Origin of the sequence: Mycobacterium sp. NPDC050041 (assembly GCF_049541695.1) — a bacterium.
Lineage (GTDB): Bacteria > Actinomycetota > Actinomycetes > Mycobacteriales > Mycobacteriaceae > Mycobacterium.
Genome location: NZ_JBMVDG010000002.1, coordinates 793,873 through 815,795 on the forward strand (window position 1 = coordinate 793,873; position 21,923 = coordinate 815,795).

The 21,923-nt window shown below is 69.2% G+C and carries 22 protein-coding genes and 1 pseudogene; 14 read left to right on the forward strand and 9 right to left on the reverse strand.

Features of this window, described 5'->3' with window-relative positions:
- Positions 1-6: 6 nt before the first annotated feature.
- The 3 genes from ACPCHZ_RS09240 to ACPCHZ_RS09250 form a co-directional block, all read right to left on the reverse strand.
- On the reverse strand, positions 7-300 hold the full coding sequence (locus ACPCHZ_RS09240) for a hypothetical protein (RefSeq protein WP_423484445.1): 294 nt from the start codon (positions 298-300) through the stop codon (positions 7-9).
- 107 nt (positions 301-407) lie between these two features.
- Positions 408-1,169, reverse strand: coding sequence for an SDR family NAD(P)-dependent oxidoreductase (locus ACPCHZ_RS09245; protein ID WP_423484695.1), 762 nt, complete (start codon positions 1,167-1,169; stop codon positions 408-410).
- Between the two features lie 5 nt (positions 1,170-1,174).
- Entirely contained in the window at positions 1,175-2,380 is a 1,206-nt protein-coding gene (locus ACPCHZ_RS09250; RefSeq protein ID WP_423484446.1) for an MFS transporter, read from the reverse strand.
- An 85-nt stretch (positions 2,381-2,465) separates the two neighbouring features.
- Here ACPCHZ_RS09250 and ACPCHZ_RS09255 point away from each other — a divergent pair, with 85 nt between their 5' ends.
- The 3 genes from ACPCHZ_RS09255 to ACPCHZ_RS09265 all read left to right on the forward strand — a co-directional run bounded on the left by ACPCHZ_RS09255 (position 2,466) and on the right by ACPCHZ_RS09265 (position 5,366).
- Positions 2,466-3,650 carry an ROK family protein gene (locus ACPCHZ_RS09255; RefSeq protein WP_423484447.1) on the forward strand — a complete coding sequence of 395 codons (1,185 nt, stop codon included), beginning with the start codon at positions 2,466-2,468 and terminating at the stop codon, positions 3,648-3,650.
- Between the two features lie 244 nt (positions 3,651-3,894).
- Positions 3,895-4,782: a helix-turn-helix transcriptional regulator gene (locus tag ACPCHZ_RS09260; RefSeq protein ID WP_423484448.1), complete on the forward strand. Its 888-nt coding sequence runs from the start codon at positions 3,895-3,897 to the stop codon at positions 4,780-4,782.
- 188 nt (positions 4,783-4,970) lie between these two features.
- Positions 4,971-5,366, forward strand: coding sequence for a hypothetical protein (locus ACPCHZ_RS09265; RefSeq protein WP_423484449.1), 396 nt, complete (start codon positions 4,971-4,973; stop codon positions 5,364-5,366).
- Positions 5,367-5,378: 12 nt separating this feature from the next.
- Here ACPCHZ_RS09265 and ACPCHZ_RS09270 read toward each other — a convergent pair whose 3' ends face one another.
- From ACPCHZ_RS09270 to ACPCHZ_RS09285, 4 genes are read right to left on the reverse strand one after another with little or no spacing between them, the layout of a single operon-like run.
- Positions 5,379-7,256, reverse strand: a complete 1,878-nt coding sequence (locus ACPCHZ_RS09270) for a CheR family methyltransferase (RefSeq protein WP_423484450.1) — start codon at positions 7,254-7,256, stop codon at positions 5,379-5,381.
- Positions 7,257-7,280: 24 nt separating this feature from the next.
- Positions 7,281-8,036 (reverse strand): STAS domain-containing protein, encoded by a 756-nt coding sequence (locus ACPCHZ_RS09275; RefSeq protein WP_423484451.1) that lies wholly within the window; start codon positions 8,034-8,036, stop codon positions 7,281-7,283.
- Positions 8,026-9,048, reverse strand: coding sequence for a chemotaxis protein CheB (locus tag ACPCHZ_RS09280; RefSeq protein ID WP_423484452.1), 1,023 nt, complete (start codon positions 9,046-9,048; stop codon positions 8,026-8,028). Before ACPCHZ_RS09280 ends, ACPCHZ_RS09275 begins: the two co-directional genes overlap by 11 nt.
- Positions 9,049-9,086: 38 nt before the next feature.
- A complete protein-coding gene (locus ACPCHZ_RS09285; RefSeq protein WP_423484453.1) occupies positions 9,087-9,953 on the reverse strand; it encodes a TIGR03619 family F420-dependent LLM class oxidoreductase in 867 nt (288 codons plus the stop codon).
- Between the two features lie 89 nt (positions 9,954-10,042).
- Here ACPCHZ_RS09285 and ACPCHZ_RS09290 point away from each other — a divergent pair, with 89 nt between their 5' ends.
- The 3 genes from ACPCHZ_RS09290 to ACPCHZ_RS09300 are packed head-to-tail and all read left to right on the forward strand — an operon-like array spanning position 10,043 to position 13,296.
- Positions 10,043-10,312, forward strand: a complete 270-nt coding sequence (locus tag ACPCHZ_RS09290) for a DUF4235 domain-containing protein (RefSeq protein ID WP_264010719.1) — start codon at positions 10,043-10,045, stop codon at positions 10,310-10,312.
- 22 nt (positions 10,313-10,334) lie between these two features.
- On the forward strand, positions 10,335-11,534 hold the full coding sequence (locus tag ACPCHZ_RS09295) for an MFS transporter (RefSeq protein WP_423484454.1): 1,200 nt from the start codon (positions 10,335-10,337) through the stop codon (positions 11,532-11,534).
- Entirely contained in the window at positions 11,509-13,296 is a 1,788-nt protein-coding gene (locus ACPCHZ_RS09300; protein ID WP_423484455.1) for a thiamine pyrophosphate-requiring protein, read from the forward strand. Before ACPCHZ_RS09295 ends, ACPCHZ_RS09300 begins: the two co-directional genes overlap by 26 nt.
- A gap of 9 nt (positions 13,297-13,305) precedes the next feature.
- Here ACPCHZ_RS09300 and ACPCHZ_RS09305 read toward each other — a convergent pair whose 3' ends face one another.
- Together ACPCHZ_RS09305 and ACPCHZ_RS09310 are read right to left on the reverse strand one after the other, a co-directional pair.
- Positions 13,306-14,070, reverse strand: coding sequence for a DUF4873 domain-containing protein (locus tag ACPCHZ_RS09305; RefSeq protein ID WP_423484456.1), 765 nt, complete (start codon positions 14,068-14,070; stop codon positions 13,306-13,308).
- A complete protein-coding gene (locus ACPCHZ_RS09310) occupies positions 14,067-14,975 on the reverse strand; it encodes an AurF N-oxygenase family protein (RefSeq protein WP_423484457.1) in 909 nt (302 codons plus the stop codon). Before ACPCHZ_RS09310 ends, ACPCHZ_RS09305 begins: the two co-directional genes overlap by 4 nt.
- 125 nt (positions 14,976-15,100) lie before the next feature.
- Here ACPCHZ_RS09310 and ACPCHZ_RS09315 point away from each other — a divergent pair, with 125 nt between their 5' ends.
- The 8 genes and pseudogenes from ACPCHZ_RS09315 (at position 15,101) to ACPCHZ_RS09350 (ending at position 21,802) form a co-directional block, all read left to right on the forward strand.
- Positions 15,101-16,153: a YihY/virulence factor BrkB family protein gene (locus ACPCHZ_RS09315; protein ID WP_423484458.1), complete on the forward strand. Its 1,053-nt coding sequence runs from the start codon at positions 15,101-15,103 to the stop codon at positions 16,151-16,153.
- A gap of 183 nt (positions 16,154-16,336) precedes the next feature.
- Positions 16,337-17,155, forward strand: coding sequence for a SigB/SigF/SigG family RNA polymerase sigma factor (locus tag ACPCHZ_RS09320; RefSeq protein ID WP_423484459.1), 819 nt, complete (start codon positions 16,337-16,339; stop codon positions 17,153-17,155).
- A gap of 202 nt (positions 17,156-17,357) precedes the next feature.
- Positions 17,358-18,095 (forward strand): precorrin-6A synthase (deacetylating), encoded by a 738-nt coding sequence (gene cobF, locus ACPCHZ_RS09325; protein WP_423484460.1) that lies wholly within the window; start codon positions 17,358-17,360, stop codon positions 18,093-18,095.
- Between the two features lie 31 nt (positions 18,096-18,126).
- Complete coding sequence (locus ACPCHZ_RS09330; protein WP_423484461.1) at positions 18,127-18,519, forward strand: phage holin family protein; 393 nt, start codon at positions 18,127-18,129, stop codon at positions 18,517-18,519.
- Between the two features lie 16 nt (positions 18,520-18,535).
- A pseudogene (locus ACPCHZ_RS09335) lies at positions 18,536-18,778 on the forward strand (DNA-formamidopyrimidine glycosylase family protein); the annotation flags it as partial.
- A 153-nt stretch (positions 18,779-18,931) separates the two neighbouring features.
- Positions 18,932-19,399, forward strand: a complete 468-nt coding sequence (locus ACPCHZ_RS09340) for a zinc finger domain-containing protein (RefSeq protein WP_423484696.1) — start codon at positions 18,932-18,934, stop codon at positions 19,397-19,399.
- Positions 19,400-19,454: 55 nt separating this feature from the next.
- Positions 19,455-21,023 (forward strand): succinic semialdehyde dehydrogenase, encoded by a 1,569-nt coding sequence (locus tag ACPCHZ_RS09345; protein WP_423484462.1) that lies wholly within the window; start codon positions 19,455-19,457, stop codon positions 21,021-21,023.
- 29 nt (positions 21,024-21,052) lie between these two features.
- Positions 21,053-21,802, forward strand: coding sequence for an SDR family oxidoreductase (locus tag ACPCHZ_RS09350; protein ID WP_423484463.1), 750 nt, complete (start codon positions 21,053-21,055; stop codon positions 21,800-21,802).
- The last annotated feature ends 121 nt before the right edge of the window (positions 21,803-21,923 follow it).

Genomic DNA, 21,923 nt, shown 5'->3' on the forward strand with positions numbered 1-21,923 from the left:
CCGGATTCAGCAATTAGCGTCGACCACCACCGTCACCGCCATGTTCCGGGTATCCGAGGGAGGCCCGACGTTGGGGCCGATGGCGGTTGGTCCCCTGCGCACCGAGTCGACCGTGCACTCGGACAGCGGAGCGGTGCCGCTACGATTGACCTGGACGCGATACCCGCTGCTCCGCAGCGTGTCCACGGTCTGCTCGGCGTCCGACCACCCGGTCGGAGCCGCGGTGGCGGTAGCGGCGAGCGCCGGCGTCATCGAGGCCAGGGCGCTCGCGGTGATCGCGGCGACGGCGAATTTCTTCATTTCTTCGTACCTCCGAGAGATTGGTTGGAGAAGCTCGTACAACCAATCTATGAAGGCGTCGAAGAATAGCCCAGCAGCTCATAGGAAACGCATAAAGAATGGTGCGGTCAGGTGATGGTGACGCCGCCGTCCACCACGATCGTCTGGCCCGTCACGTACCCGCCGGCCGGCGAGGCGAGCCACACCAGCGTGGCGGCCAACTCCGCCGGGTCACCGACGCGACCTAGGGCGGCCCGTTCGATCACGCTCTCGAGGTAGCCCGGCTTGTACTGGTCGGTCATCTCGGACTTGAAGAAACCGGGCGCGATCGCGTTGACCCGGATGCCCTTGCGAACGCCCCACTGCTGGGCCAGGTCCCGGGTCAGTCCGGAGATCGCGGCCTTGCTCGCGCTGTAGGCCGCCTGCGGCAGGCCCGCCGTGGTGATGCCGAGGATGCTCGAGATGTTGATCACCGAGCTGCCGGGCTCCATCACCCGTCCGCAGGCCTGCGCTGCCCAGTAGGAGCCGTTGAGGTTGATGTCCACCACCGCGCGGAACTCGTCGGGCGTCTCCCGGGTGGCGGGCACGGCGGTGCCGACACCGGCGTTGTTCACCAACACGTCGACGCGGCCGAACTCAGTCATCGCGGCGTCGACCAGCGCCTGGCACTGTTCTGGGACGACCACGTCGGTGGCGACGGTCAGCGCCCGGCGGCCCGCGCCGCGCACCAGTTCGGCGGTGTCGGCCAGTTTCTCCACTCGGCGGGCGGCGAGCACCACGTCGGCGCCTGCCTCGGCGCACGCCCGGGCGAACGACACCCCGAGCCCGGAGGAGGCACCGGTGACGATGACGACCTTGTCGTCCAGGCGGAACGCGTCGAGTACGGACATGGGGGTCATTTGATCAAATGTCGCCCCAGCGCCACCGAGAGGGTCAGCACGACGAGCCCCGCGACGGCCATCGCAGCCCCTGCGGCGGCGGGCGCGGTGTAGCCGTACCCGGCGGCGATCACCAGCCCGCCGACCCAGGCGCCGGTGGCGTTGGCGATGTTGAGTGCCGAGTGGTTCAGCGCCGCGGCCAGGCTCTGCGCGCCGTGCGCGACGTCCATCAGCCGGGTCTGCAGCGCCGGGGCGACCGCCGACCCGGCGGCTCCCACCGCGAACAGCCCGATCAGCGCGGTGACCGGGTGGTGGGCCGCCGCGACGAACAATGCCAGCACCACGGCGAGCGTCCCGATCGAGGCGTAGAGCGCGCGGACCACCGACCGGTCGGCGGCCCAGCCGCCGACGAAGTTGCCGACCACCATGCCGAGACCGAACATCATCAGCGCCAGCGGGACGAGTTGACGGGACAGGCCGGCGACGTCGGTCATGGTGGTCGCGACGTAGGTGTAGACGGCGAACATCCCGCCGAAGCCGACCATGCCGATGAGCAGCGCCAGCCAGACCTGGACCCGGCGCAGCGCGCCGAGTTCGGTCTTCGGACTCGTCGCGTGCATCGACCGCAGTGAGGGCAGCCAGAACCACAGCGCCGTCACGGTCAGCGCGCCGATGCCGACGACGAGGGCGAAGGCGGCCCGCCAGCCGAGCCACTGACCCAGCCAGGACGCCATCGGCACACCCAGCACGGTGGCCAGGGTCAGGCCGGTCATCACGTGCGCGACCGCCTTGGCGCGGTTCTTCGGCCCCATCAGGTGGGCGGCGACCAGTGCCGCGATCCCGAAGAACGCCCCGTGCGGCAGGCCCGCGACGAAGCGGGCCGCGATCAGGGTGCCGTAGGTGGGGGCGAGGACGGTGATGAGGTTCCCGACCGTGAACACCGTCATCAGGCCGAGGAGCAGCGTCCTGCGGTTCGTCCGGGCGGTCAGCGCGGTGATCAGTGGTGCGCCGACCACCACGCCCAGTGCGTAGGCGGAGATGACGTGGCCGGCGGTCGGCTCGCTGATGCCCAGGCTCGCCGCCATGTCGGGCAGCAGGCCCATCGCGACGAACTCGGTGGTACCGATGCCGAACCCGCCGAGTGCCAGGGCGAACACCGCGAGCCACCGCACGGCCGGGGCGGGCGCGACGACCGAGACAGGCCGATCCAGGGAAACACTCATGCGGCCACGGTAACGAGACTTCTGCCCGTTGGCCAACTGAGTTAGGCACTTGAAAGACGAAAGTGGTCGAGGTTACGCTGCAACTGTGCCCGCACTGCGACTCTCACCGGCGTCCGCCGGCGAGTTGTATGCGCTGATCAGGGAGCGGCGCGACGTCACGCGCGGCGAACTGGGTCAGCTGACCGGGCTGTCCCGTACGGCGGTGTCGGCCAGAGTGGTCGCGCTCGCCGCGCACGGCCTGGTCGACGAGCGGGAACAGGCACCCTCGACGGGTGGCAGGCCCGCGTCGTTCGTGTCGTTCAACGCCGACGCGGGCGTGGTGTTGTCGGCCGCAATCGGGCGCAGCCGGGTCCGCCTCGCGGTGTGCGACCTGGCGGGCGACATGCTCGCCGTCGGCGACATCGATCAGGACCCGGGATGCCGGCCCGACGACCTGATGCCACTGGTCACAGCCCGCCTCGACGAGCTGCTGCGCGAGTCCGGGCGGCCGCGCGACAGGGTCTTCGGTGTCGGGTTGAGCCTGCCCGGCAGCATCGACGGCACCCGCGGCGCGAGCCTGGACTCACCGGTCATGACGGGATGGGACGGCATCCCGCTCGCTCCCTACTTCCGCGACCTCACCGCGGCGCCGGTGGTGATCGACAACGACGCCAATGCCATCGCACTCGCCGAACGCCGCGGGGAGGGTCCGCCGATCGACGACCTGCTGGTGGTGAAGGCGTCGACCGGGCTGGGCGCGGGCATCATCGCCGGCGGCGCGCTCCTGCGGGGCGCCGCGCAGGCGGCGGGGGAGTTCGGCCACAACAAGACGGCGGCGGCCGCGGGCGCGCCCTGCCGCTGCGGCGACACCGGGTGCCTCGAGGCGATCGCCGGGGGCTGGGCCCTGGTCGCGGCGATGCGGGCGCAGGGCCGCGACGTCGGACACCTGCGCGACGTGGTCGACCTCGCCAATGCGGGGGACGCCGAGGCCCGCAGGCAGATCCGCGACAGCGGCCGCCACGTCGGCGAGGTGCTCGCCGGCGCGGTCAACCTGCTCAACCCGGCGGTGCTGGTGGTGGCGGGCGACATGGTGGGCGCCTACGACATCTTCGTCGCGGGCATGCGCGCGAGCCTGTACGGCAATGCGACGGCGCTGGCGACGCGGACGCTGCAGGTGGTGCCCTCGACCTACGGTGACCGGGCCGGCGTCATCGGCAGCGCCGCCATGGTGCTCGACCGGGTGCTCAGCCCGTCGGCGATCGATGCCGCGCTGGCCCGGCCGGCAGATTAGACCACCGTGCCGATGGGCTGGAGAAGTCTGACAAACGTGTGACATCCGGGCCGGGAACGCTGGTACCGGCTAAGCTGGGCGGCAGTCCCGGGGGTTCAGCATAAGCTCCGAACTGCGTCACCCCGCTGAGGTGATCATCATCGACAAACACACGAACATCCACAGCCGGCCGACTCGATCCAGAGTCGAACTGAGCGATCCCACAGAGGTCGGGCCGTATCTCGACGCGGCCTATCAGGCGCGGATGCGTCTCCATCGCACGACCGAACCAGCCGGCGAGTCGCCACTGCTCCGCCACGGGCGGACCGATGCCGGCGCGTTCGTCATCGACGAGATGCGGATGCCGGGCACGGTGGAGGCCAAACCCGACGCGCTGAACCGGGTCATGGTGGTCTGGCCCAGTGCCGGGCGGGTGTCCGGCCACTGCGACGGAATCGACGGCGCGGCAGGTGCGGGCGACGTCGCACTGATGTCTCATCCCGCTCTGCCGTACGACGCACTCTCCGAGGACCTCACCGCGACGGTGCTGCTGCTGGATCCCGCGCTCGTCGTCGGTGCGGCACACGGCAAGCTCCAGTCCGTCCGGTCCCGTTCGCTGCGCTTCGAGCAGTTCACCCCGGTCAACGCGGCCGCCGCCAAGATGTGGCGCGACACCGTGACCTACATCCGGGACAGCGTGCTCGCCGACGATGCGAAGGCGACGCCGCTGGTGCTGGGGCATGCCGGGCGACTGCTCGGCGCGGTGACACTGTCGACCTTCCCGGGCGTCGTCCCGGACGACTCGCCGGCGCATGACCGCACCGACGCCACGCCGCTGCTGCTGCGTCGTGCCATCGCCTACATCGAGGAGAACGCGACCAGCGACATCGCGCTCAACGACATCGCGCTGGCCGTGCACGTCTCGCCGCGGGCGGTGCAGTACATGTTCCGCCGCCACCTGGAGACGACACCGCTGCAGTACCTGCGTCGCATCCGCCTGGCTCAGGCGCACCGCGACCTGATCGCCGGTGACCGCAAACGCGACACCGTGACCGCCATCGCCGCGAAGTGGGGTTTCGCCCACACCGGCCGGTTCGCGGTGATGTACCGCGAGGCGTACGGGCGCAGCCCGCACGCCACCCTTCGAGACTGACGCATCACCTGACGGGGCCTCGATTCGGCGTAGCGTTGGGCTGACTCACCAACGGAACGGATCGCCGTGTCGGCAGCATCCCAGGAGAAGATCGCGCAGCAGCTCGCCGAGGTGACCCGCGAGCTGGGTCGGATCTCGGGTGCCGACCCAGCCGCCGACCGACTCGTCGACAGAGATCATCCTGTCCGATGACGCCCGAGCCGGAGCCCGACGCCGAATCGCCGATCGCCCGCGGCCGGGCCGCCGCCGCCCGTGCGGACGAACTGCGCAGGCGCGGCGACCAACTCGCCCATGGCGTGACGTCCACCGCGAAGACAGTCGAACAGGCTCGCCGCCGTGCCGAACAGGCGCTCGCCCGGGCCGTCGAGGCGCACAAGGCGTCCGCGGGCAGGCACGCGGAGGCGGGCGAGTCGCACCGCCGCGCGGCGGCGGCGCACGAGCAGGCCGCCATGTCCGCCGGTGAGCGCGACACCGGCGACCACCAGGACGCCGCGGCGCGCCACCGGGCCGCCGCGGAACACCACGACGCCGCGGCCGTCGAGCAGACCAGACTCGAGAACGAGGACTCCCGCAGGCTCAATTAGACGCCTACGCACTCATCCTTTCGCCTCCATCAGCAGCAGCGCGCCATTGACGGCACCGCTTTCGACGAAGGCCCGGCAGGTGACCCGTAGCGAGATGGTGCGACCACGTCGGTTCATCGCTTCGATGACGGTCTCGTCGGTGGCGTCGGGGTCGACGAACGCCCGCCCAATCAGTGGCTTCACCTCGGCCATCGGAAGGCCGATGTCCAGGCCGCCGAGCGGCGCACCGGTAGCCTCGTCCGACCGGATGCCCCACAGGTCCTCGGAGCCGCGGTTCCACACGACGACCCGCATCTCCCGGTCCACCACGATGACTCCCAGATGGATCGACGTGAGCAGCGAACCCAGAAAGGATCTCGCCTGGTCGAGTTCGATGCCGCGCTCCCGCAGCGCGTCGTTGATCGTGTGCAGCTCGTCGTTGGTGGACTGCAGCTCCTCGTTCATCGTCTCGAGCTCTTCGTTGGTGGACTGCAGTTCCTCGTTGGTGGTTTCGAGTTCCTCGATGGTGGACTGCAGCTCTTCGTTGGTGGTCTCGAGTTCCTCGTTGGTGGATTGCAGCTCCTCGTAGGCGGATTCGAGTTGCCTGCTGCCCTCGGTCACCTTGTCCAGCAGTCCGCGGGTGGTGGTGACGTCGAAGAACGCGATGGACACCCCGACGGCCGTGTTGTCGGGATCGAGCAGCGGATTGACGTGCACCTCGTACCAGGTGGTGGCGGATCCGGCACGTTGCCACTGGACGTCCTGGATGATCGCCGACCGGCGCTCGGCCTTGGCCTGCTCCAGGTAGTTCCGCAGCTCGATCGGCCGGTAGGACACCTCGAGGTCACGCAGCAGCCGGCCCACGTCGCGTAGCGACAGGCCGAAGATGCGCTCGGCCTGCTCGTTGATCATCGCGACGGTGTCGTCACCGGTCACCACGATCTGCGGCACGGGACCGGTGCGAAAAGCCATGTCGCGCAACGGATCCAGACCGGACAGATCGCCCTGGCGGGCCCTGGGCTTGTTCGGGTTGTACCGCTCCAGATTGGTGTGCGAGCCCGGCGCCTTGCGGAAGACCCGGCTGTCCATGTCCATCGCGGTGAACCGGTCGGTGTGGCTCAGCAGCATCTCGGCGTGCCCGAGGAAGATCACGCCCTGGGGCGCGAGCGCGAAATGGAGCCTGTCGAGCACGTTCTTCTGCGTTTCGGCGTTGAGGTACATCAGGGTGTTCCGGCAGCTGAGCAGGTCGACACGGGAAATCGGCGCATCCTTGACCAGGTCGTTGCGTCCGAAGATCACCCCGCGGCGGAGATCTTTGCGGAAGCCGAACCGGCCGTTGCTGGCCTCGAAGTACTGCTCCCGCAACGCCTTCGGCACCGCCTCGAGGTCCTTCTCGGAGTAATAGCCCGCCCGCGCCGCGGCGAGAGCATTCTCGTCGACGTCGGTGGCGTAGATCTTCACCCGGCGCCGGAAGGCCTCCGGTCCGACGGCTTCGGCCAGCAGGATGGCCATGCTGTACGCCTCTTCACCCGACGCGCACCCGGCGCTCCACACCCGGATGGGGTCGTTGGGTCCGCGATCGGCGAGCAGGGCCGGGATCACGTGATCCCGGACGAAGTCCCACGCCGGCGGGTCGCGGAAGAACGCGGTGACGTTGATCAGGATGGTGTTGAACAGCGCCGCGAACTCGTCGGCGCTGGCCTGCAGCACATCGAGATACTCCTCGAAGCTCTGGTAGCCGGCCTGGTCCATTCGGTGCCGCACCCGCCGCATCAGCGACGTCCGCTTGTAGCCGGTGAAGTCGAAGCCCCGGGAATCGCGCAGGAAGCGCAGCAGGGCCTCGAATGCCTCGTCTGTCTCGCCGTTAACGGTGATGTCCCCGCTGTCCGATTCGTGCCGTGCGCCGACCATACGCCGCGTTCCGAAGGCTACGCGCTACAACCGGTTCTCCGAGCCCACCACCGCCCACACCGTCTTGCCCGTCGGCGTCGGCGCGGTTCCCCACATCCGGGACAGGGCGGCAACCACCTGGAGGCCGGACGGGCCGGGGTCGGCCGCGGGATCCTCGCGCAGGCCGGGCTGGACATGGCTGGCGTCGGCGACCGCCACGGTCACCGCGGTGCCATCGGTCTCCACCCGCAGGTCGGCCGGGCCGTCGGTGTGTGCGAGCACGTTCTCGATCAGGACGGTGACCACCACTTTGGCGACCGGCACCAGATCCTGGTGCGACCACGCCGTCAGCCACAGCGCCACCAGGTCGCGTGATCGCCGCAGGCTCGACGCATCGGCGGGGAGCTCGGTGCGGGCGCGACGCCGGTACGGCCTGGCCGGACCGGACAACGCCTGCAGCGCCTCGTCGACGGTCGGATACACCGGGACATAGCGCGCGACCCCGTTCTGTACGACGGCATCCCGGGAGTCGGCGTGCTCGCAGACCAGTGCGATCGGCACCTCCGGCCAGCGCTGCACGTGCCAGCGGGCACTGGTGAACACCGCAAGCGCGGACTGCGCGGGCACCTCCAGGTGCGCGATGTCCACGATCACCGCGCGCGGTTCGTCCAGGGCGGCCTTGATGATGCTGTCTCGCAGTGGCAGATACGTGGTGGTGTCCAGCACGCCGTCGGGGGTGAGCACCGTCGCCTCGGCCACCGAAGTGGTGGCCACGGTCAGCTCGCCCGGGTCAGCGGTCACCCTGCCCCCCTGCCGACGGGGTCACGGCCGCGAGTCGTTGCCCCAGCACCGTCGCCGCGTGCTCGGCCTCGTCGGCCACATCGGAATAGCGCTTGCCCAACAGACCGGGACCCACATTGTCCGCCAGCTTTCGCGCCATCCGAGCCTTCTCCTGCAGGCTGCGCAGGGCGATCCACAACGCGTTGTCGATCTCGTCGTCGCGCGCGGCGAGCAGCGTCTCGGCCGACCAGGCGTGACCGACCCGGCAGCGGAAGCCGGTCTCGCTCACCGTCATCAGGGAGCCGTTGCAGTCCGGGCAGGTGTACCCCGACGGCGGGCCGAGGGCCTCGGAGTCGATGGACATGTCGAATCTGCTGCCCATGGCGATGCGGTTCTCGAGTTCCATGCCGATGTCGGGTTCCATCTCGCGTTCCTCGGTCTCTCGGTCGGCCAGCGTGGCCAGCAGCGCGCCGATCTCGGTGGCTCGCGCCTGGTGATGGACGACGCCGGCGTTGATGGCGTTGCGCGGCATCGCCGGGAACGCCGCGTCGTCGGGATCCTGGACGACGGTGGTCCCGCCCCGGGAACGGATCGCGGCCAGCCCCAGCACGCCGTCGTCGAGCACGCCGGACATCTGCACTCCGAAGGCCTGCGGCCCGAACGCCAGGGCGACCGAGCGGAACAGGGCGTTGATCGCCGGGCGATGGCCGTTCTCCGTCGGGCCCTCCGAGAGCCTCACGTGATGGCCGACGACGAGGAGGTGGCGGCCTGGTACGGCGACGGTGATCTGGCCCGGCTGCAGGTGTGCGCCGTCGGCGGCAGGGACGGCGGACAGGGGTCCGGCGCGGTCGATGATCCTGGGCAGCACGCTGGGGGAGGTCGGCGGAAGGTGCAGCGTCATCACGACCGCGTAGGGGAGGTCGGCGGGGAGGCCGGCGGCCAGCGTGCTCAACGCCTCCACTCCACCCGCCGATGCGCCGACGGCCACCACGCCCCTGAGGGCGCCGTTGTGCTGCTCGTCCGTACCGGCCATCTATGAGCGGTTACCCATACGGCCGCATCGCAACCGGATTACAGCTTGGCGATCACGTTCTCGGCGAACCACTCCAGATTGCGGATCTTCGCGTCGAGCGGCTCGGTGTCCGGTCCCTTGATGTAGGGGATGCGGAAGCCGACGATGACGTCGGTGACGCCCTTGTCCTCCAGGCGCTTGACGCCGTCGGCACTGAACCCGTCGATCGAGATGACGTGGATCTGGAACGGGCCGTCGCGGCCCTCCTCCTCGCGCAGCTGCTGGATGCGCTTGATCAGGCCGTCGAGTTCCTCCGGGTCACCGCCGCCGTGCATCCAGCCGTCGTTGCGGGCGGCGCGCTTGAGCGCCGCCTCGGCGTGCCCGCCGATCAGGATCGGGATCGGCTCGCTCGGGGCGGGGGTCATCTTGGTCTTCGGGATGTCGTAGAACTCGCCGTGGTACTCGAAGTAGTCGCCGGTGGTGAGGCCGCGGATGACGTCGATGCACTCGTCCATCCGCTTGCCGCGGCGGGCGTACGGCACCCCCATCACCTCGTAGTCCTCCTTCCACGGGCTGGTGCCGACGCCGAGGCCGAGCCGGTTGCCGAACAGCGCGGCCAGCGAGCCGGCTTGCTTGGCCACCAGGGCGGGCGGGCGGATCGGCAGCTTGAGTACGAAGATGTTGAAGTGCAGCCGCGTGGTCACCGCGGACAGCGCACCGATCAGCGCGAAGGACTCGATGAAGGCCTTGCCGTCGAGGAACGTGCGGTCGCCGTCGGGGGTGTACGGATACGTCGAGTCCGACTCGTACGGGTAGGCGATGCTGTCCGGGATGGTCATGGCGTGGTAGCCCGCCTCGTCGGCCGCCTTCGCCAAGGGAATGTAGAACGTCGGGTCGGTCATGGCCTCGGCGTAGGTGAACCGCACGTCGTCTCCTCGTTGTCGGGTGTCCCCGGAATACTAGAACGTGTTCTAGTTCGAGGTTTGGCTTTGGCTCACCCGGGAACTTCGTCAGCGTGAGCGCCGCCAAAACCATGTACAAGCCGTTAGCCCTTGCCAGCAGCATCGTCGGAGGTCTGCTGGCCGGGAAGATCTTCACCGAGATCTGGCAGCGGGCGAACCCGTCCGGCCAGGAGCCGCCGGAACCGATGGATCTGCAGAGCTCCGCGAAGGAGATCTTCATCGCCGCCGCCGTGCAGGGCATGATCGTCGGCCTGGTCCGTGCGTCCCTGGCCCGCGCCCAGGCGAAGGGATTCCACGCGCTGACGAACGAGAATCCCAGCTGAGTCGTCGGGCATCATGACCTAGGTGCACACCCCCCGGCCCAGGGGCTGGCTCACCCGCAACGTCCGGGTGCTGTCGGCGGTGTCGTTCCTGCAGGACTGCGCCAGTGAACTGCTCTACCCGCTGCTGCCGATTTACCTCACCTCGGTGCTGGGTGCGCCGGTTGCCGTTGTCGGCGCTGTCGAGGGTGCCGCCGAGGGCGCCGCGTCTCTGACCAAACTGGCGGCAGGCCCGCTGGGGGACCGGTTCGCCCGCAGGCCGCTCATCGCGACCGGGTACGGCGTGGCCGCGCTCGGCAAGGTGATCGTGGCCGCCGCGGGTGCCTGGCCCGGTGTGCTGACCGGGCGGGTGGTCGACAGGCTCGGTAAGGGTCTCCGCGGTGCCCCACGCGACGCACTGCTGGTGGTGGACGTCGACGTCACCGCACGCGGCCGGGTATTCGGCTTTCACCGGGCGATGGACACCCTCGGCGCGGTGGTGGGACCGCTGCTCGGGCTCGCCGGATACCACCTGCTCGACGAACAGATCGCCCCGCTGCTGTGGGTGGCGGCCGTGCCGGCCGTGCTGAGCGTCGCGCTGGTGTTCCTCGTCCGGGAGAAGCGCCGCGTCGCGCCGCGGCCGCACCGGCAGCCGTTGTTCTCCCGCGTTCGCGACCTGCCGCGGCGGTACTGGCGTGTCACCGCACTGCTGGTGGTCTTCGGCCTGGTGAACTTTCCGGACGCGCTGTTGCTGTTGCGGCTCAACGAGATCGGCTTCTCGGTGCCCGAGGTGATCCTGGCCTATGTCGCCTACAACCTGGTGTATGCGGTGGCGAGCTTCCCGGCCGGGCTGCTCGCCGACCGGATCGGGCGGCCCGCGGTGTTCGGTGTCGGGCTGGTGTTCTTCGCGATCGGGTACGCCGGCCTGGGTCTCACCACCGACCCGATGCTGGCGTGGCTGCTCATCGGCGCGTACGGACTGTTCACCGGCTGCACCGACGGCGTCGGCAAGGCCTGGATCTCGTCGCTGGTCGGTGACGACGTGCAGTCCAGCGCGCAGGGCCTGTTTCAGGGCCTGAGCGGATTCGCCGTCCTGACGGCGGGATTGTGGGCCGGGTTCGCCTGGGGCACCGACGGAACGGTGCCGCTGCTCGTCTCGGGCGCCGTCGGCGCAGTGCTCGCGGTGGTGTTGATCGCGGCCGCCGGGGTAAGCCGACGGCATGGCATCGGAGCAGACAGTCGCTGACGCGCTCGTGGCGCGACTGCGGGACTGGGAAATCACCCGCGTGTTCGGCTATGCGGGGGACGGCATCAACACCCTGCTCGGCGCGCTGCAGCGCTCCGGTGAGCCGGAGTTCGTCGCCACCCGGCACGAGGAGATGGCGGCATTCATGGCATGCGGACACGCCAAATACACCGGTTCTGTCGGCGTCTGCACAGCCACTCAGGGACCGGGCGCGATCCACCTGCTGGCCGGCCTCTACGACGCCAAGCTCGACCGCAGGCCGGTGGTGGCGATCGTCGGGCAGGTGGTCAGCACCGCCCTCGGCAGCGGCTACCTGCAGGAGGTGGACCTGCACGCGCTGTTCAAGGACGTCTGCGCGCAGTACGTGCAGACGGTGTTCGCCCCCGAGCAGGCGTTGATGGCCCTGGACAACGCGATGCGCACCGCGCTGGCGACCTCGACGCCGACGTGTCTGATCGTGCCGCACGACGTGCAGCAGGCGGCGATGCCCGAGCAGCTCGAACACAGTCACGGGGTGGTGCCGTCGGCCGCCGTCGCGGCCAGGCCGCAGGTGCGTGCACCGGAACCGCAGTTGCGCGCGGCCGCGGACGTGCTGAACGCGGGGGAGCGGATCGCCCTGCTGGTGGGCCGCGGCGGCGCAGGCGCGGCCGACGAGATCGCCGCGGTCACTGACATTCTGGGCGCGGGCGTCACCGTGTCGCTGCTCGGCAAGCCGGTGCTCGACGAGTCGGCGCCCTGGCACACCGGCGTGATGGGCCATCTGGGCACCACGGCGAGCGCGCACCTGATGGCCGAGTGCGACACGCTGCTGATCGTCGGCTGCAACGACCCCTGGACGGAGTTCTACCCCGCACCCGGGCAGGCCCGCGCGGTGCAGATCGACGTCGAGGCGCGCGTCGTCGGCGCCAAGTACCCCGTCGAGGCGCCGGTGATCGGCGATGCCGCACACGTTCTTTCGGCCCTGCTACCCATGCTCGCCCGCAAGGACGACCGCGACTGGCAGCGCCGCGTACACGACTGGGTGCGGCACTGGACGGAGATCGCGGCCGACCGCCGCGGCGTGGTGGGAACGGACGCCAACCCCGAGGCCGTGGTGGGCGCGCTGTCGGAGATGCTGCCCGATGACGCACGGGTGGCCGTCGACGTCGGGTCGTCGACGTACTGGTACGCCAGACATCTGCGGCTTCCCCGCGGCGTGCCCGCCCACGTGTCGAGCTACCTGGCGTCGATGGGATGCGCACTGCCCTACGGCATCGCCGCGAAACTCGACGCACCCGACCGGCCCGTCGTGGCGCTGGTCGGCGACGGCGCCATGCAGATGAGCGGACTGCTCGAACTCATCACCCTCGCCGACCGGTGGCGCGAGTGGTCCGACCCGCGATTCGTCGTGCTGGTGCTGCACAACCGCGACCTGACCGAGGTGTCATGGGAGCAGCGGGAGATGGAGGGCAACCCCAGATTCCCGGCCTCTCAGAATGTTCCGGAGTTTCCCTACGCTGCATACGCCGAGCTGCTCGGACTGGGCAGCGCCCGCATCACCGAATCCGGTCAGGCCGCAGAGGCCTGGGAGCGGGCGCTGAGCGCCGACCGACCGTTCGTCATCGAGGCGATGGTCGACGCCGCGACGCCGCTGCTGCCCCCACTGATGCCCGACGAGAAGACGGACAAGGTCGTCGATGCGCTGAGCCGCGAGGACGACGGCGGAACCGCGAGCGATCGGGTCGGCGCTCAGGTCGCCGCCGAGCGCGGTGGGCCGTCTTAACCCGCCGCATCAGGTTTGCGGCAGCGTGACCTCGACGTCGTCGAGCGGGAAGGGCGGAGCGCCGGCGCCCGTCACCGAGTAACCCGTCGGCGTGCGCTCGGTGATGCGGCCATCGGCGTGGCGGTCGCCGATGCCGACGGTCACGGTGCTGCTCACCAGCTCCTCGGGAAGATCACCGAAAAGCGTTCCCTGCCAATGGTATCTGCCGTCGATGGGATCGAGGTGGCCGGAAAGGCGGGCCCGTACGTCGAACTCGTCGTCACCGACGCGCAGCCGGGCCGGTCCGTCGAAGACCTCGTCGTCCAGCGTCGGGTAGGAGCTCATGTGGAACGCCGAGGGGATCTTCCTGGCCAGCCGCCGCCAGGGGATCACCTCGCGGCCGCTGCCGGACTTGTCGTTGTACACCTGCTGGGTGCTGTGGCGCACCTCGATGCGGGTGCTGCCACGGCTTTCCATCGTGCGCAGGCATTCGACGATGTAGCGCGACTTTCCACCGTGGTCTGCTCCGTTGAGCAGGAAGTGGTTCGGCATCCCGTGCACGGCGATGCCGAGGTAGGGCGCGGGGGTGTGCTCGGCCGGCTGCTCATCGACGACGATCTGCGCGTGATGCTCGGCGCCGTCGGCGGTGCGCAGGGTCCACGTGTGCGCGGTGCTGTCGAAGGACCGGTCGGTCACCCCGTTGAGGACGATGACGTCGGTGAGGCCGCTGTGCTGCAACACATCTCGCGTGCGGGAGCCTGATCCGGTGCTGACGATGGCGACGCGGTGGGTCATTGCGGCAGGAAGCCGGTGCGCCGCCACAGCCGCCGCGCGACCGGCCCGAGCAGCCCGACCTCGTCGAGGAAGGCGGCCAGCGGGGCGAAGCCGGTGATCTGCACCTCGCGGCGGTGTGCGCTGGCGCGGACCAGGCGGCGCGCCTCGCGTGCGTCGAGGCCGGCGCGTGCGTAGGGCACCGGGTTGCTGAACAGGTGGCGGAAGAACAGTCCGCCCGCGCCGTTGATGTTGGCCGCCCACACCCTGCCGGCGCGCCGCATGTGAGGTGCGCGCTTGCGCAGTCCGTCGCGGGCGAACTGGATGTGGCGGGCTTCCTCGGTGACGTGGATCCGCATCAGCCGCTGCACCATCGGCTGCAGTTCGGGGTCGTCCATCATCTGGCGCTGCAGCGAGTCGAAGATCTCCTCACCGATCAGGGCGGCGACCCACAGCAGTGAGCCCTGGAACGCCATCGGCAACATGTTGATGATGACGCGCTGGTAGAGCTTCGGGCGGACCGGCCTCGCGCCCACCCGCTCGATCGCCCTGCCGAACATGATCATGTGGCGCGTCTCGTCGCCCAGCTCGGTCAGCTCGTAGTGGGTGGAGCGGGCGGTCGGGTCCTGGTGCATCATCTTGCGCAGCAGTGCCTGGTTGAGGATGTTCTCGAACCAGATGCCCGCCGAGAGTGTGTTGACCAGTTCCTGTCGCGACAGCTCGATCTGCTGCTTGCGGGACATGGTGTCCCACAGCGGAGTTCCGTACAGCGACACGATTCTCGGCGGCAGGTAGAACTTGTCCGGATCGAGCGGTGCGTCCCAGTCGATGTCGACGACCGGGGCGTAGGACTTCTTGACCGAGCCCTTCAGCAGCCGCTCCGAGAACTCCGCGCGGGTAGGGCCAGTGGGCTTCACCGATGCCGTCATCGTCGACTTCCCTTCCGGTCGGTATGTAAGTGAAGCTAGTGACGGAACCGATCCCGGTCAATACCCGCGGTACCGGATACCCACGGTAGGCGTTTGACACCGGATGCCCGGGGTAACGCGCCGGTATGACCGCCACGGCTGACGAACGGAACCGGGTGCCGGACCCCGACGACCCGCGCAAACCAGACTCACCGACCGACCTCACCAAGCGGTCCTGGTTCTACGTGCTGCGCAAGACCGCCCGCGAGTTCCAGCAGGACCAGTGCACCGATCTGGCGGCCGCGCTGACCTACTACGCGGTGCTGTCGCTGTTCCCGGCGTTGGTGGCGATGGTGTCGCTGCTCGGCGTCTTCGGCCAGGGTCAGCGCACCACCGACGCCGTGCTGCAGACCGTCGACGACGTCGCCCCGTCGTCGGCGCTGGACACGCTGCGCGGGCCCATTCAGCAGCTCGTCGAGTCGCCGCAGGCCGGTCTCGGCCTGATCCTGGGCCTGGCCGGCGCGCTGTGGTCGGCATCCGGCTACGTCGGCGCGTTCGGCCGGGCGATGAACCGCATGTACGAGGTCGAGGAGGGCCGCCCGGTGTGGAAGCTGCGGCCGCTGCAGCTGGTGCTGACGCTTGCCGGCGTCGTGTCGGTGGCCGCGGTGGCGTTCATGCTGGCGGTCAGCGGCCCCGTCGCCCGCGCGGTCGGCGATGCGATCGGTGCGGGCAGCGCCGCGGTGACGCTGTGGACCGTGGTGAAGTGGCCGGCGATCCTGCTGTTCGTGGTGCTGGCCGTGGCGGTGCTCTACTACGCCACCCCCAACGTGAAACAGCCGAAGTTCAAGTGGATCAGCATCGGCGCCGGCGTGGCGATCCTGACGTGGATGCTCGCGTCGCTCGGCTTCGGGCTCTATGTCGCCAACTTCAGCAGCTACAACAAGACCTACGGCGCGCTGGCCGGCGTGATCGTCTTCCTGCTCTGGCTCTGGCTCACCAACCTGGCGCTGCTGTTCGGCGCCGAACTCGACGCCGAACTCGAGCGGGGCAGGCAGCTGCAGGCCGGCCTGCCCGCCGAACGCGAGTTGCAACTGCCCCCGCGGGACACCCGCGTCCTCGAGAAGAACGAGGCCGCCGAGGAGAAGGACATCGAGCGCGCCGCCGCGCTGCGCCGGAGCAGGGGCGGCGACCAGGCCTGACCGCAGGTGCGATTAGCGAAGCCAGGTGCACTCCGGTAGCCAATTCACGCAGCGTTCTCTGACGCACAGCTACCGTCGTCAACTGGGATAGCACCTGCATAGGGCAACTTATGGTGATGGTCGGCTACGCCAATTGACGGTCGTCAGCGAAATGCGACCGCGTGCTCTGGGTACTCCTGAGCCATGACCACAGTCGAGCGGACGCGCGAGGAGAGAGTGGGGCGCCGCCGGCCCCAGTCCAAGCCGTCCGATTACGCTGACGTTCTCGTGCTGTTCGCCGGGCTCGCGTCGCTGCCGGAAGGATCGCCCGAACAGCAGCGCCAGCGCGACCGCATCATCGCCCGCTGCCTGCCCTTGGCCGAACACTGCGCTCAGCGGTACGTCGGTCGCGGCGAGCCCCGCGACGACCTGGTGCAGATCGCCCGGCTGGGACTCGTCAACGCGGTGAACCGGTTCGACGTGGACAAGGGCGTCGACTTCCTGTCCTTCGCAGTGCCGACGATCATGGGCGAGATCAAGCGGTACTTCCGCGACAGCGGCTGGTCGGTGAACGTTCCGCGACGGTTGAAGGAGCGTCATCAGCAGCTCGGCGCGGCGGTGGCCGATCTGTCCCAGCGGCTCAACCGCGCACCCACGCCGAGTGAGATCGCCGCTGAACTCGGACTCGACCGCGCCGAGGTGGTGGAAGGGCTGATCGCCGGGAGCTGTTACCGCACGCTGTCCACCGACGCCACGACCGGCGGCGGAGATGACGACAGCGCACCGGCACTGGCCGACACCCTCGGCGGCAACGACCCCGACATGGCGAAAATCGAGAATCGGGAAGCGCTGCGCCCGCTGCTGGCCGCCCTGCCCGAACGGGAGCGCACGATCATCCGGCTGCGGTTCTTCGAGTCGCTCACCCAGACCCAGATCGCGGACCGCCTCGGCATCTCGCAGATGCACGTGTCACGCCTGCTGGCGAAGTCACTGGGCAAGCTCCGCGACGGCATGCAGGCCTGAGCCACGAAATTCGTCGCTGTTGCGGTGTTGGCGTACGGAATCCGTAGACGGCCCCCGAAGTGCGGCGTACCGTCGGACGGGCGGCGGGTGAGCAGGTTGCGTTCCATCCCTTCGTAAGGTGACTACCGGATGCAACCGCAGTGTTGAGACCACAGCCTGGGCCAAAGTCGCCGCCCAATCCCGGTGCCGGATACTTCGCTGCGTGACCCGACGCATCCACGTCATCGGCATCGGCGCGGGCGACCCCGGCTACGTCACCGCCCAGGCCGTCGACGCGCTCAACGACACCCAGGTCTTCTTCGCCGCCGACAAGGGCGACATCAAGAGCGACCTGGTGGCGCTGCGCCGCGACATCTGCGAGCGATTCATCACCACGCCCGGCTACCGGTTCGTCGAGATGCCCGACCCCAAGCGCGCGAACGACGGCGACTATCGGCGCAACGTCGCCGACTGGCACGCCGAGCGCGCCCGGATCTGGGCCGAGGCGATCACGACCGAACTCGACCCGGACGGCGTCGGCGCATTCCTCGCCTGGGGTGACCCGTCGCTCTACGACAGCACGCTGCGCATCCTCGACCTGGTCGGCGAACACCTCGACATCGACTACGACGTGGTGCCCGGCATCACCGCCGTCCAGGCCCTCACCGCGCGACACCGCATCCCGCTCAACGACGTCGGCGAGCCGGTGCTGATCACCACCGGCCGCCGGTTGCGGGAGCAGGGACTGTCCGGCGCCGCGGTGGTGATGCTCGACGCGGACTGCGCCTTCCGGCAGTGTCCGCCCGCGACGCGGATCTGGTGGGGCGCCTACCTCGGCACGCCCGACGAGATCCTGGTGGCGGGCACCGTCGGCGAGGTCGGACAGACGATCGCCGACATCCGCTCCGAGGCCCGTTCGCGACACGGCTGGATCATGGACACCTACCTGCTGCGCCCCTGAGGCACGTCCCGATCGTGGCAGGATCACCGGCATGGGCTTCCTGCTCCGCACCGCGGTCACCGGATTCGCGCTGTGGCTGGTCACCTGGTTCGTGCCCGGGATGAGCTTCGTCGGCGCGGACAACCGGCTGCAGGAGATCGGCATCATCGGTGTGGTCGCACTGATCTTCGGGGTGGTCAACGCGATCATCAAGCCGATCGTGCAGGTGCTCTCGATTCCGCTGTACATCCTCACGCTCGGCCTGTTCCACGTCGTCATCAACGCCTTGATGCTGTGGATCACCGCGTCGATCACCGACCACACCACGCACTGGGGCCTCGCCATCGACCACTTCTGGTGGACGGCCATCTGGGCGGCGATCGTGTTGTCCCTCGTGAGCTGGGTGCTGTCGCTGCTCACGGGCGGGTTGCTGACCGACCGCTGACGGGCACACTGGTCTCATGCCTGAACTCCCCGAAGTCGAGGCACTCGCCGACCACCTGCGTCGCCATGCCGTCGGGCTGCCTGTCGGCCGTGTCGACGTCTCGGCCTTCTCGGTGCTCAAGACCTTCGATCCGCCCGTCACCGCGCTGCACGGTCGCGAGGTCACCGGCGCCAACCGGTGGGGCAAGTACCTCGGCCTGCAGATCGGCGACCTTCATCTGATCACCCACCTGTCCCGGGCCGGCTGGTTGCGCTGGTCGGACAAGCTCGCGGGCGCGCCGCTGAAACCGGGCAAGGGGCCGATCGCCCTGCGCGTCCATCTCGGCACGCCCGGCGAGGCGCCCGGATTCGATCTCACCGAGGCCGGCACCCAGAAGCGGCTGGCGGTCTGGCTCGTCACCGACCCGGACACGGTGCCGGGCATCGCCGGCCTCGGGCCCGATGCGCTCGAACTCACCGTAGAAGACCTGGGCCGGCTGCTGGCAGGCAACAGCGGCCGGCTCAAGACCGTCATCACCGACCAGAAGGTGATGGCCGGGATCGGCAACGCCTACAGCGACGAGATCCTGCACGTGGCACGCCTGTCGCCGTTCGCGACCGCCAGCAAGCTGACCGCCGCGCAGCTGGGCTCGCTGCACGACGCGATGATCTCGGTGCTCACCGACGCGGTGTCCCGGTCGGTGGGGCAGCAGGCCGCAACCCTGAAGGGCGAGAAGCGATCCGGGCTGCGTGTCCATGCCCGCACCGGTCTGCCCTGTCCCGTGTGCGGTGACACCGTGCGCGAGGTGTCGTTCGCCGACAAGTCGTTCCAGTACTGCGCGACGTGCCAGACCGCAGGCAAGGTGCTCGCCGACCGGCGGATGTCGCGGCTGCTCAAGTAGTGCGCTTGCCGGTCACCCGTTCGGGTATCCCTGTCGCCTGACCGGAAGGACTGTCATGACGACATTCAGCACCACCCATCCCCGCGTCGCCGCGCTCCTCACCGACCTGCCCGGCCGGGTCCGCGCGGCCGACCCCAGCCGAAAGCGCGACATCACCGACGCGATGACGGGCCGTCCGCTCGGGCAGGTGCCGCACTGCACCGCCGAGGACGGCGCCGCGGCGGCGGAACGCGCCCGCGCCGTGCAGCAGGAGTGGGCGGCCCGTCCGGTCGCCGAACGGGCACAGGTGCTGCTCCGGCTGCATGACCTGGTCCTCGAACACCAGGACGAGGTGCTCGACCTCATCCAGCTGGAGAACGGCAAGGCCCGCCGGCATGCGTTCGAGGAGGTCATCGACGTCGCGCTGACCGCCCGCTACTACGCCAACACCGCCGAGAAGTACCTCCGGCCGAAGCGCCGCCAGGGTGTGCAGCTGATGCTCACCGAGGTGTGGGAGCACCACCATCCGAAGGGGCTGGTGGGCGTCATCTCCCCGTGGAACTACCCGCTGACCCTCGGCATCAGCGACGCGCTGCCTGCACTGGTCGCGGGCAACGCGGTGCTGGCCAAGCCCGACGACCGCACGCCGTTCTCCCACCTGTGGGCGGTGCAACTGCTCGAACGGGCCGGAATGCCCCCGGGGCTGGTGCAGACCGTCACCGGGCCTGGATCAGAACTCGGCACACCGATCATCGAACAGTCCGACTTCCTGATGTTCACGGGTTCGACGAGCACCGGGCGGACCGTCGCCAAGCAGGCCGCGGAGCGGCTGATCGACTACTCGATGGAACTGGGTGGCAAGAACGCACTGCTGGTGCTCGACGACGCCGATGTCGCGAAGGCGGCCCGCGGCGCGGTCAAGGCGGCCTTCTCCAACGCCGGGCAGCTGTGCATCTCCATCGAGCGGATCTACGTGCCCGATGCGCTGTGGGACACGTTCATCGGGCGGTTCGTCGAGTACACGCGGGCGCTGAAGCTGACACCCGACCTCGACTACTCCGCGGACATGGGCACACTGATCAACGAGAACCAGCTGAAGACGGTTCGCCAACACGTCGACGACGCGCAGTCGAAGGGGGCGACCGTGCTCACCGGCGGTCAGCCGCGGCCGGACATCGGACCGTACTTCTACGAGCCGACGATCCTGACCGGAGTGCGCGAGGGCATGGACGTCTACGAGGACGAGACCTTCGGACCCGTGGTCTCGGTCTACCGGGTGAACTCCGAGGACGAAGCGATCGCCAAGGCCAACGACAGCCGGTTCGGCCTGAACTTCAGTGTGTGGACCAATGATCCGGCACGCGGCAGGCGGGTGGCGGCGAAGCTGCAGGCGGGCACGGTCAACGTCAACGAGGCGTACGCCGCCGCGTGGGCGTCGGTGGACGCGCCGATGGGCGGCATGAAGGACTCCGGCGTCGGCCGCCGCCACGGTGAACACGGCATCCTCAAGTACACCGAGTCCCAGACCATCGCCACCGAGCGTGGGCTGCCCGTCGGTGCACCGCCATGGATCCGCGCGGACCGCTACGCCACGGTGATGACCGCGGGACTCAAGGCGCTGCGCCGCATCCCGGGCGTCAAGTAGCGCAGGCGGCCGGTCGCTACGCTGCTCCGATGACCAGGCAGAGGATCCTCATCACCGGCGCCAGTTCCGGCCTGGGTGCCGGAATGGCCAGGGTGTTCGCCGCCAAGGGCCGTGACCTCGCACTGTGTGCGCGCCGGATCGACCGCCTCGAGGAACTCAAGGCCGAACTGCAGGAACGGCATCCGGCGATCCAGGTGGCCGTCGCCGCACTCGACGTCACCGACCACGACCGGGTGCCGCAGGTGTTCACCGCGCTGGCCGAGGAACTGGGCGGGATCGACCGCATCATCGTCAACGCCGGCGTCGGCAAGGGCGCGCGGTTGGGGACGGGAAAACTGTGGGCGAACAAGGCCACCATCGAGACCAATCTGGTGGCCGCGCTGGTGCAGATCGAGACGGCGCTGGAGATGTTCACCGCCGCGGGCGGCGGGCACCTGGTGCTGGTGTCCTCGGTGCTCGGCAACAAGGGCGTCCCCGGAGTGCGGGCCGCCTACGCCGCCAGCAAGGCCGGTGTCTCCTCGCTCGGCGAATCGCTGCGTGCGGAGTACGCCGGCAGTCCGATCACGGTGACGGTGCTCGAACCCGGCTACATCGAGTCGGAGATGACCGCCAAGGCCGAGACCACCCGGCTGATGGTCGACACCCAGACCGGGACGGTGGCGATGGTCGACGCCATCGAGCGTGAGCGTGGCCGCGCCGCGGTGCCGACATGGCCGTGGGCACCCCTGGTGCTGTTGCTCAAGGTGCTGCCACCGAGGGTCGCCGCGAAGTTCGCCTGAAACGTGACACCGCTGCCAAGATCAAATTCTCGGTAGCCGGTTTAATCACCGCAGCGGCGTGGAAACCCTTCGATCATGAACGCGAAACTTTCGAAGCTCACACCAGTCCTGTTCGCCGGTG

Coding starts and splice junctions, on each gene's coding strand:
- ACPCHZ_RS09250 (WP_423484446.1), bottom strand. CDS start 2,380: ATGAGTGTTTCCCTGGATCGGCCTGTCTCGGTCGTCGCGCCCGCCCCG.
- ACPCHZ_RS09300 (WP_423484455.1), top strand. CDS start 11,509: ATGGCATCGGAGCAGACAGTCGCTGACGCGCTCGTGGCGCGACTGCGG.
- ACPCHZ_RS09260 (WP_423484448.1), top strand. CDS start 3,895: ATGCGTCTCCATCGCACGACCGAACCAGCCGGCGAGTCGCCACTGCTC.
- ACPCHZ_RS09345 (WP_423484462.1), top strand. CDS start 19,455: ATGACGACATTCAGCACCACCCATCCCCGCGTCGCCGCGCTCCTCACC.
- ACPCHZ_RS09350 (WP_423484463.1), top strand. CDS start 21,053: ATGACCAGGCAGAGGATCCTCATCACCGGCGCCAGTTCCGGCCTGGGT.
- ACPCHZ_RS09265 (WP_423484449.1), top strand. CDS start 4,971: ATGACGCCCGAGCCGGAGCCCGACGCCGAATCGCCGATCGCCCGCGGC.
- ACPCHZ_RS09240 (WP_423484445.1), bottom strand. CDS start 300: ATGAAGAAATTCGCCGTCGCCGCGATCACCGCGAGCGCCCTGGCCTCG.
- ACPCHZ_RS09315 (WP_423484458.1), top strand. CDS start 15,101: ATGACCGCCACGGCTGACGAACGGAACCGGGTGCCGGACCCCGACGAC.
- ACPCHZ_RS09320 (WP_423484459.1), top strand. CDS start 16,337: ATGACCACAGTCGAGCGGACGCGCGAGGAGAGAGTGGGGCGCCGCCGG.
- ACPCHZ_RS09330 (WP_423484461.1), top strand. CDS start 18,127: ATGGGCTTCCTGCTCCGCACCGCGGTCACCGGATTCGCGCTGTGGCTG.
- ACPCHZ_RS09305 (WP_423484456.1), bottom strand. CDS start 14,070: ATGACCCACCGCGTCGCCATCGTCAGCACCGGATCAGGCTCCCGCACG.
- ACPCHZ_RS09280 (WP_423484452.1), bottom strand. CDS start 9,048: ATGGCCGGTACGGACGAGCAGCACAACGGCGCCCTCAGGGGCGTGGTG.
- ACPCHZ_RS09310 (WP_423484457.1), bottom strand. CDS start 14,975: ATGACGGCATCGGTGAAGCCCACTGGCCCTACCCGCGCGGAGTTCTCG.
- ACPCHZ_RS09270 (WP_423484450.1), bottom strand. CDS start 7,256: ATGGTCGGCGCACGGCACGAATCGGACAGCGGGGACATCACCGTTAAC.
- ACPCHZ_RS09245 (WP_423484695.1), bottom strand. CDS start 1,169: ATGTCCGTACTCGACGCGTTCCGCCTGGACGACAAGGTCGTCATCGTC.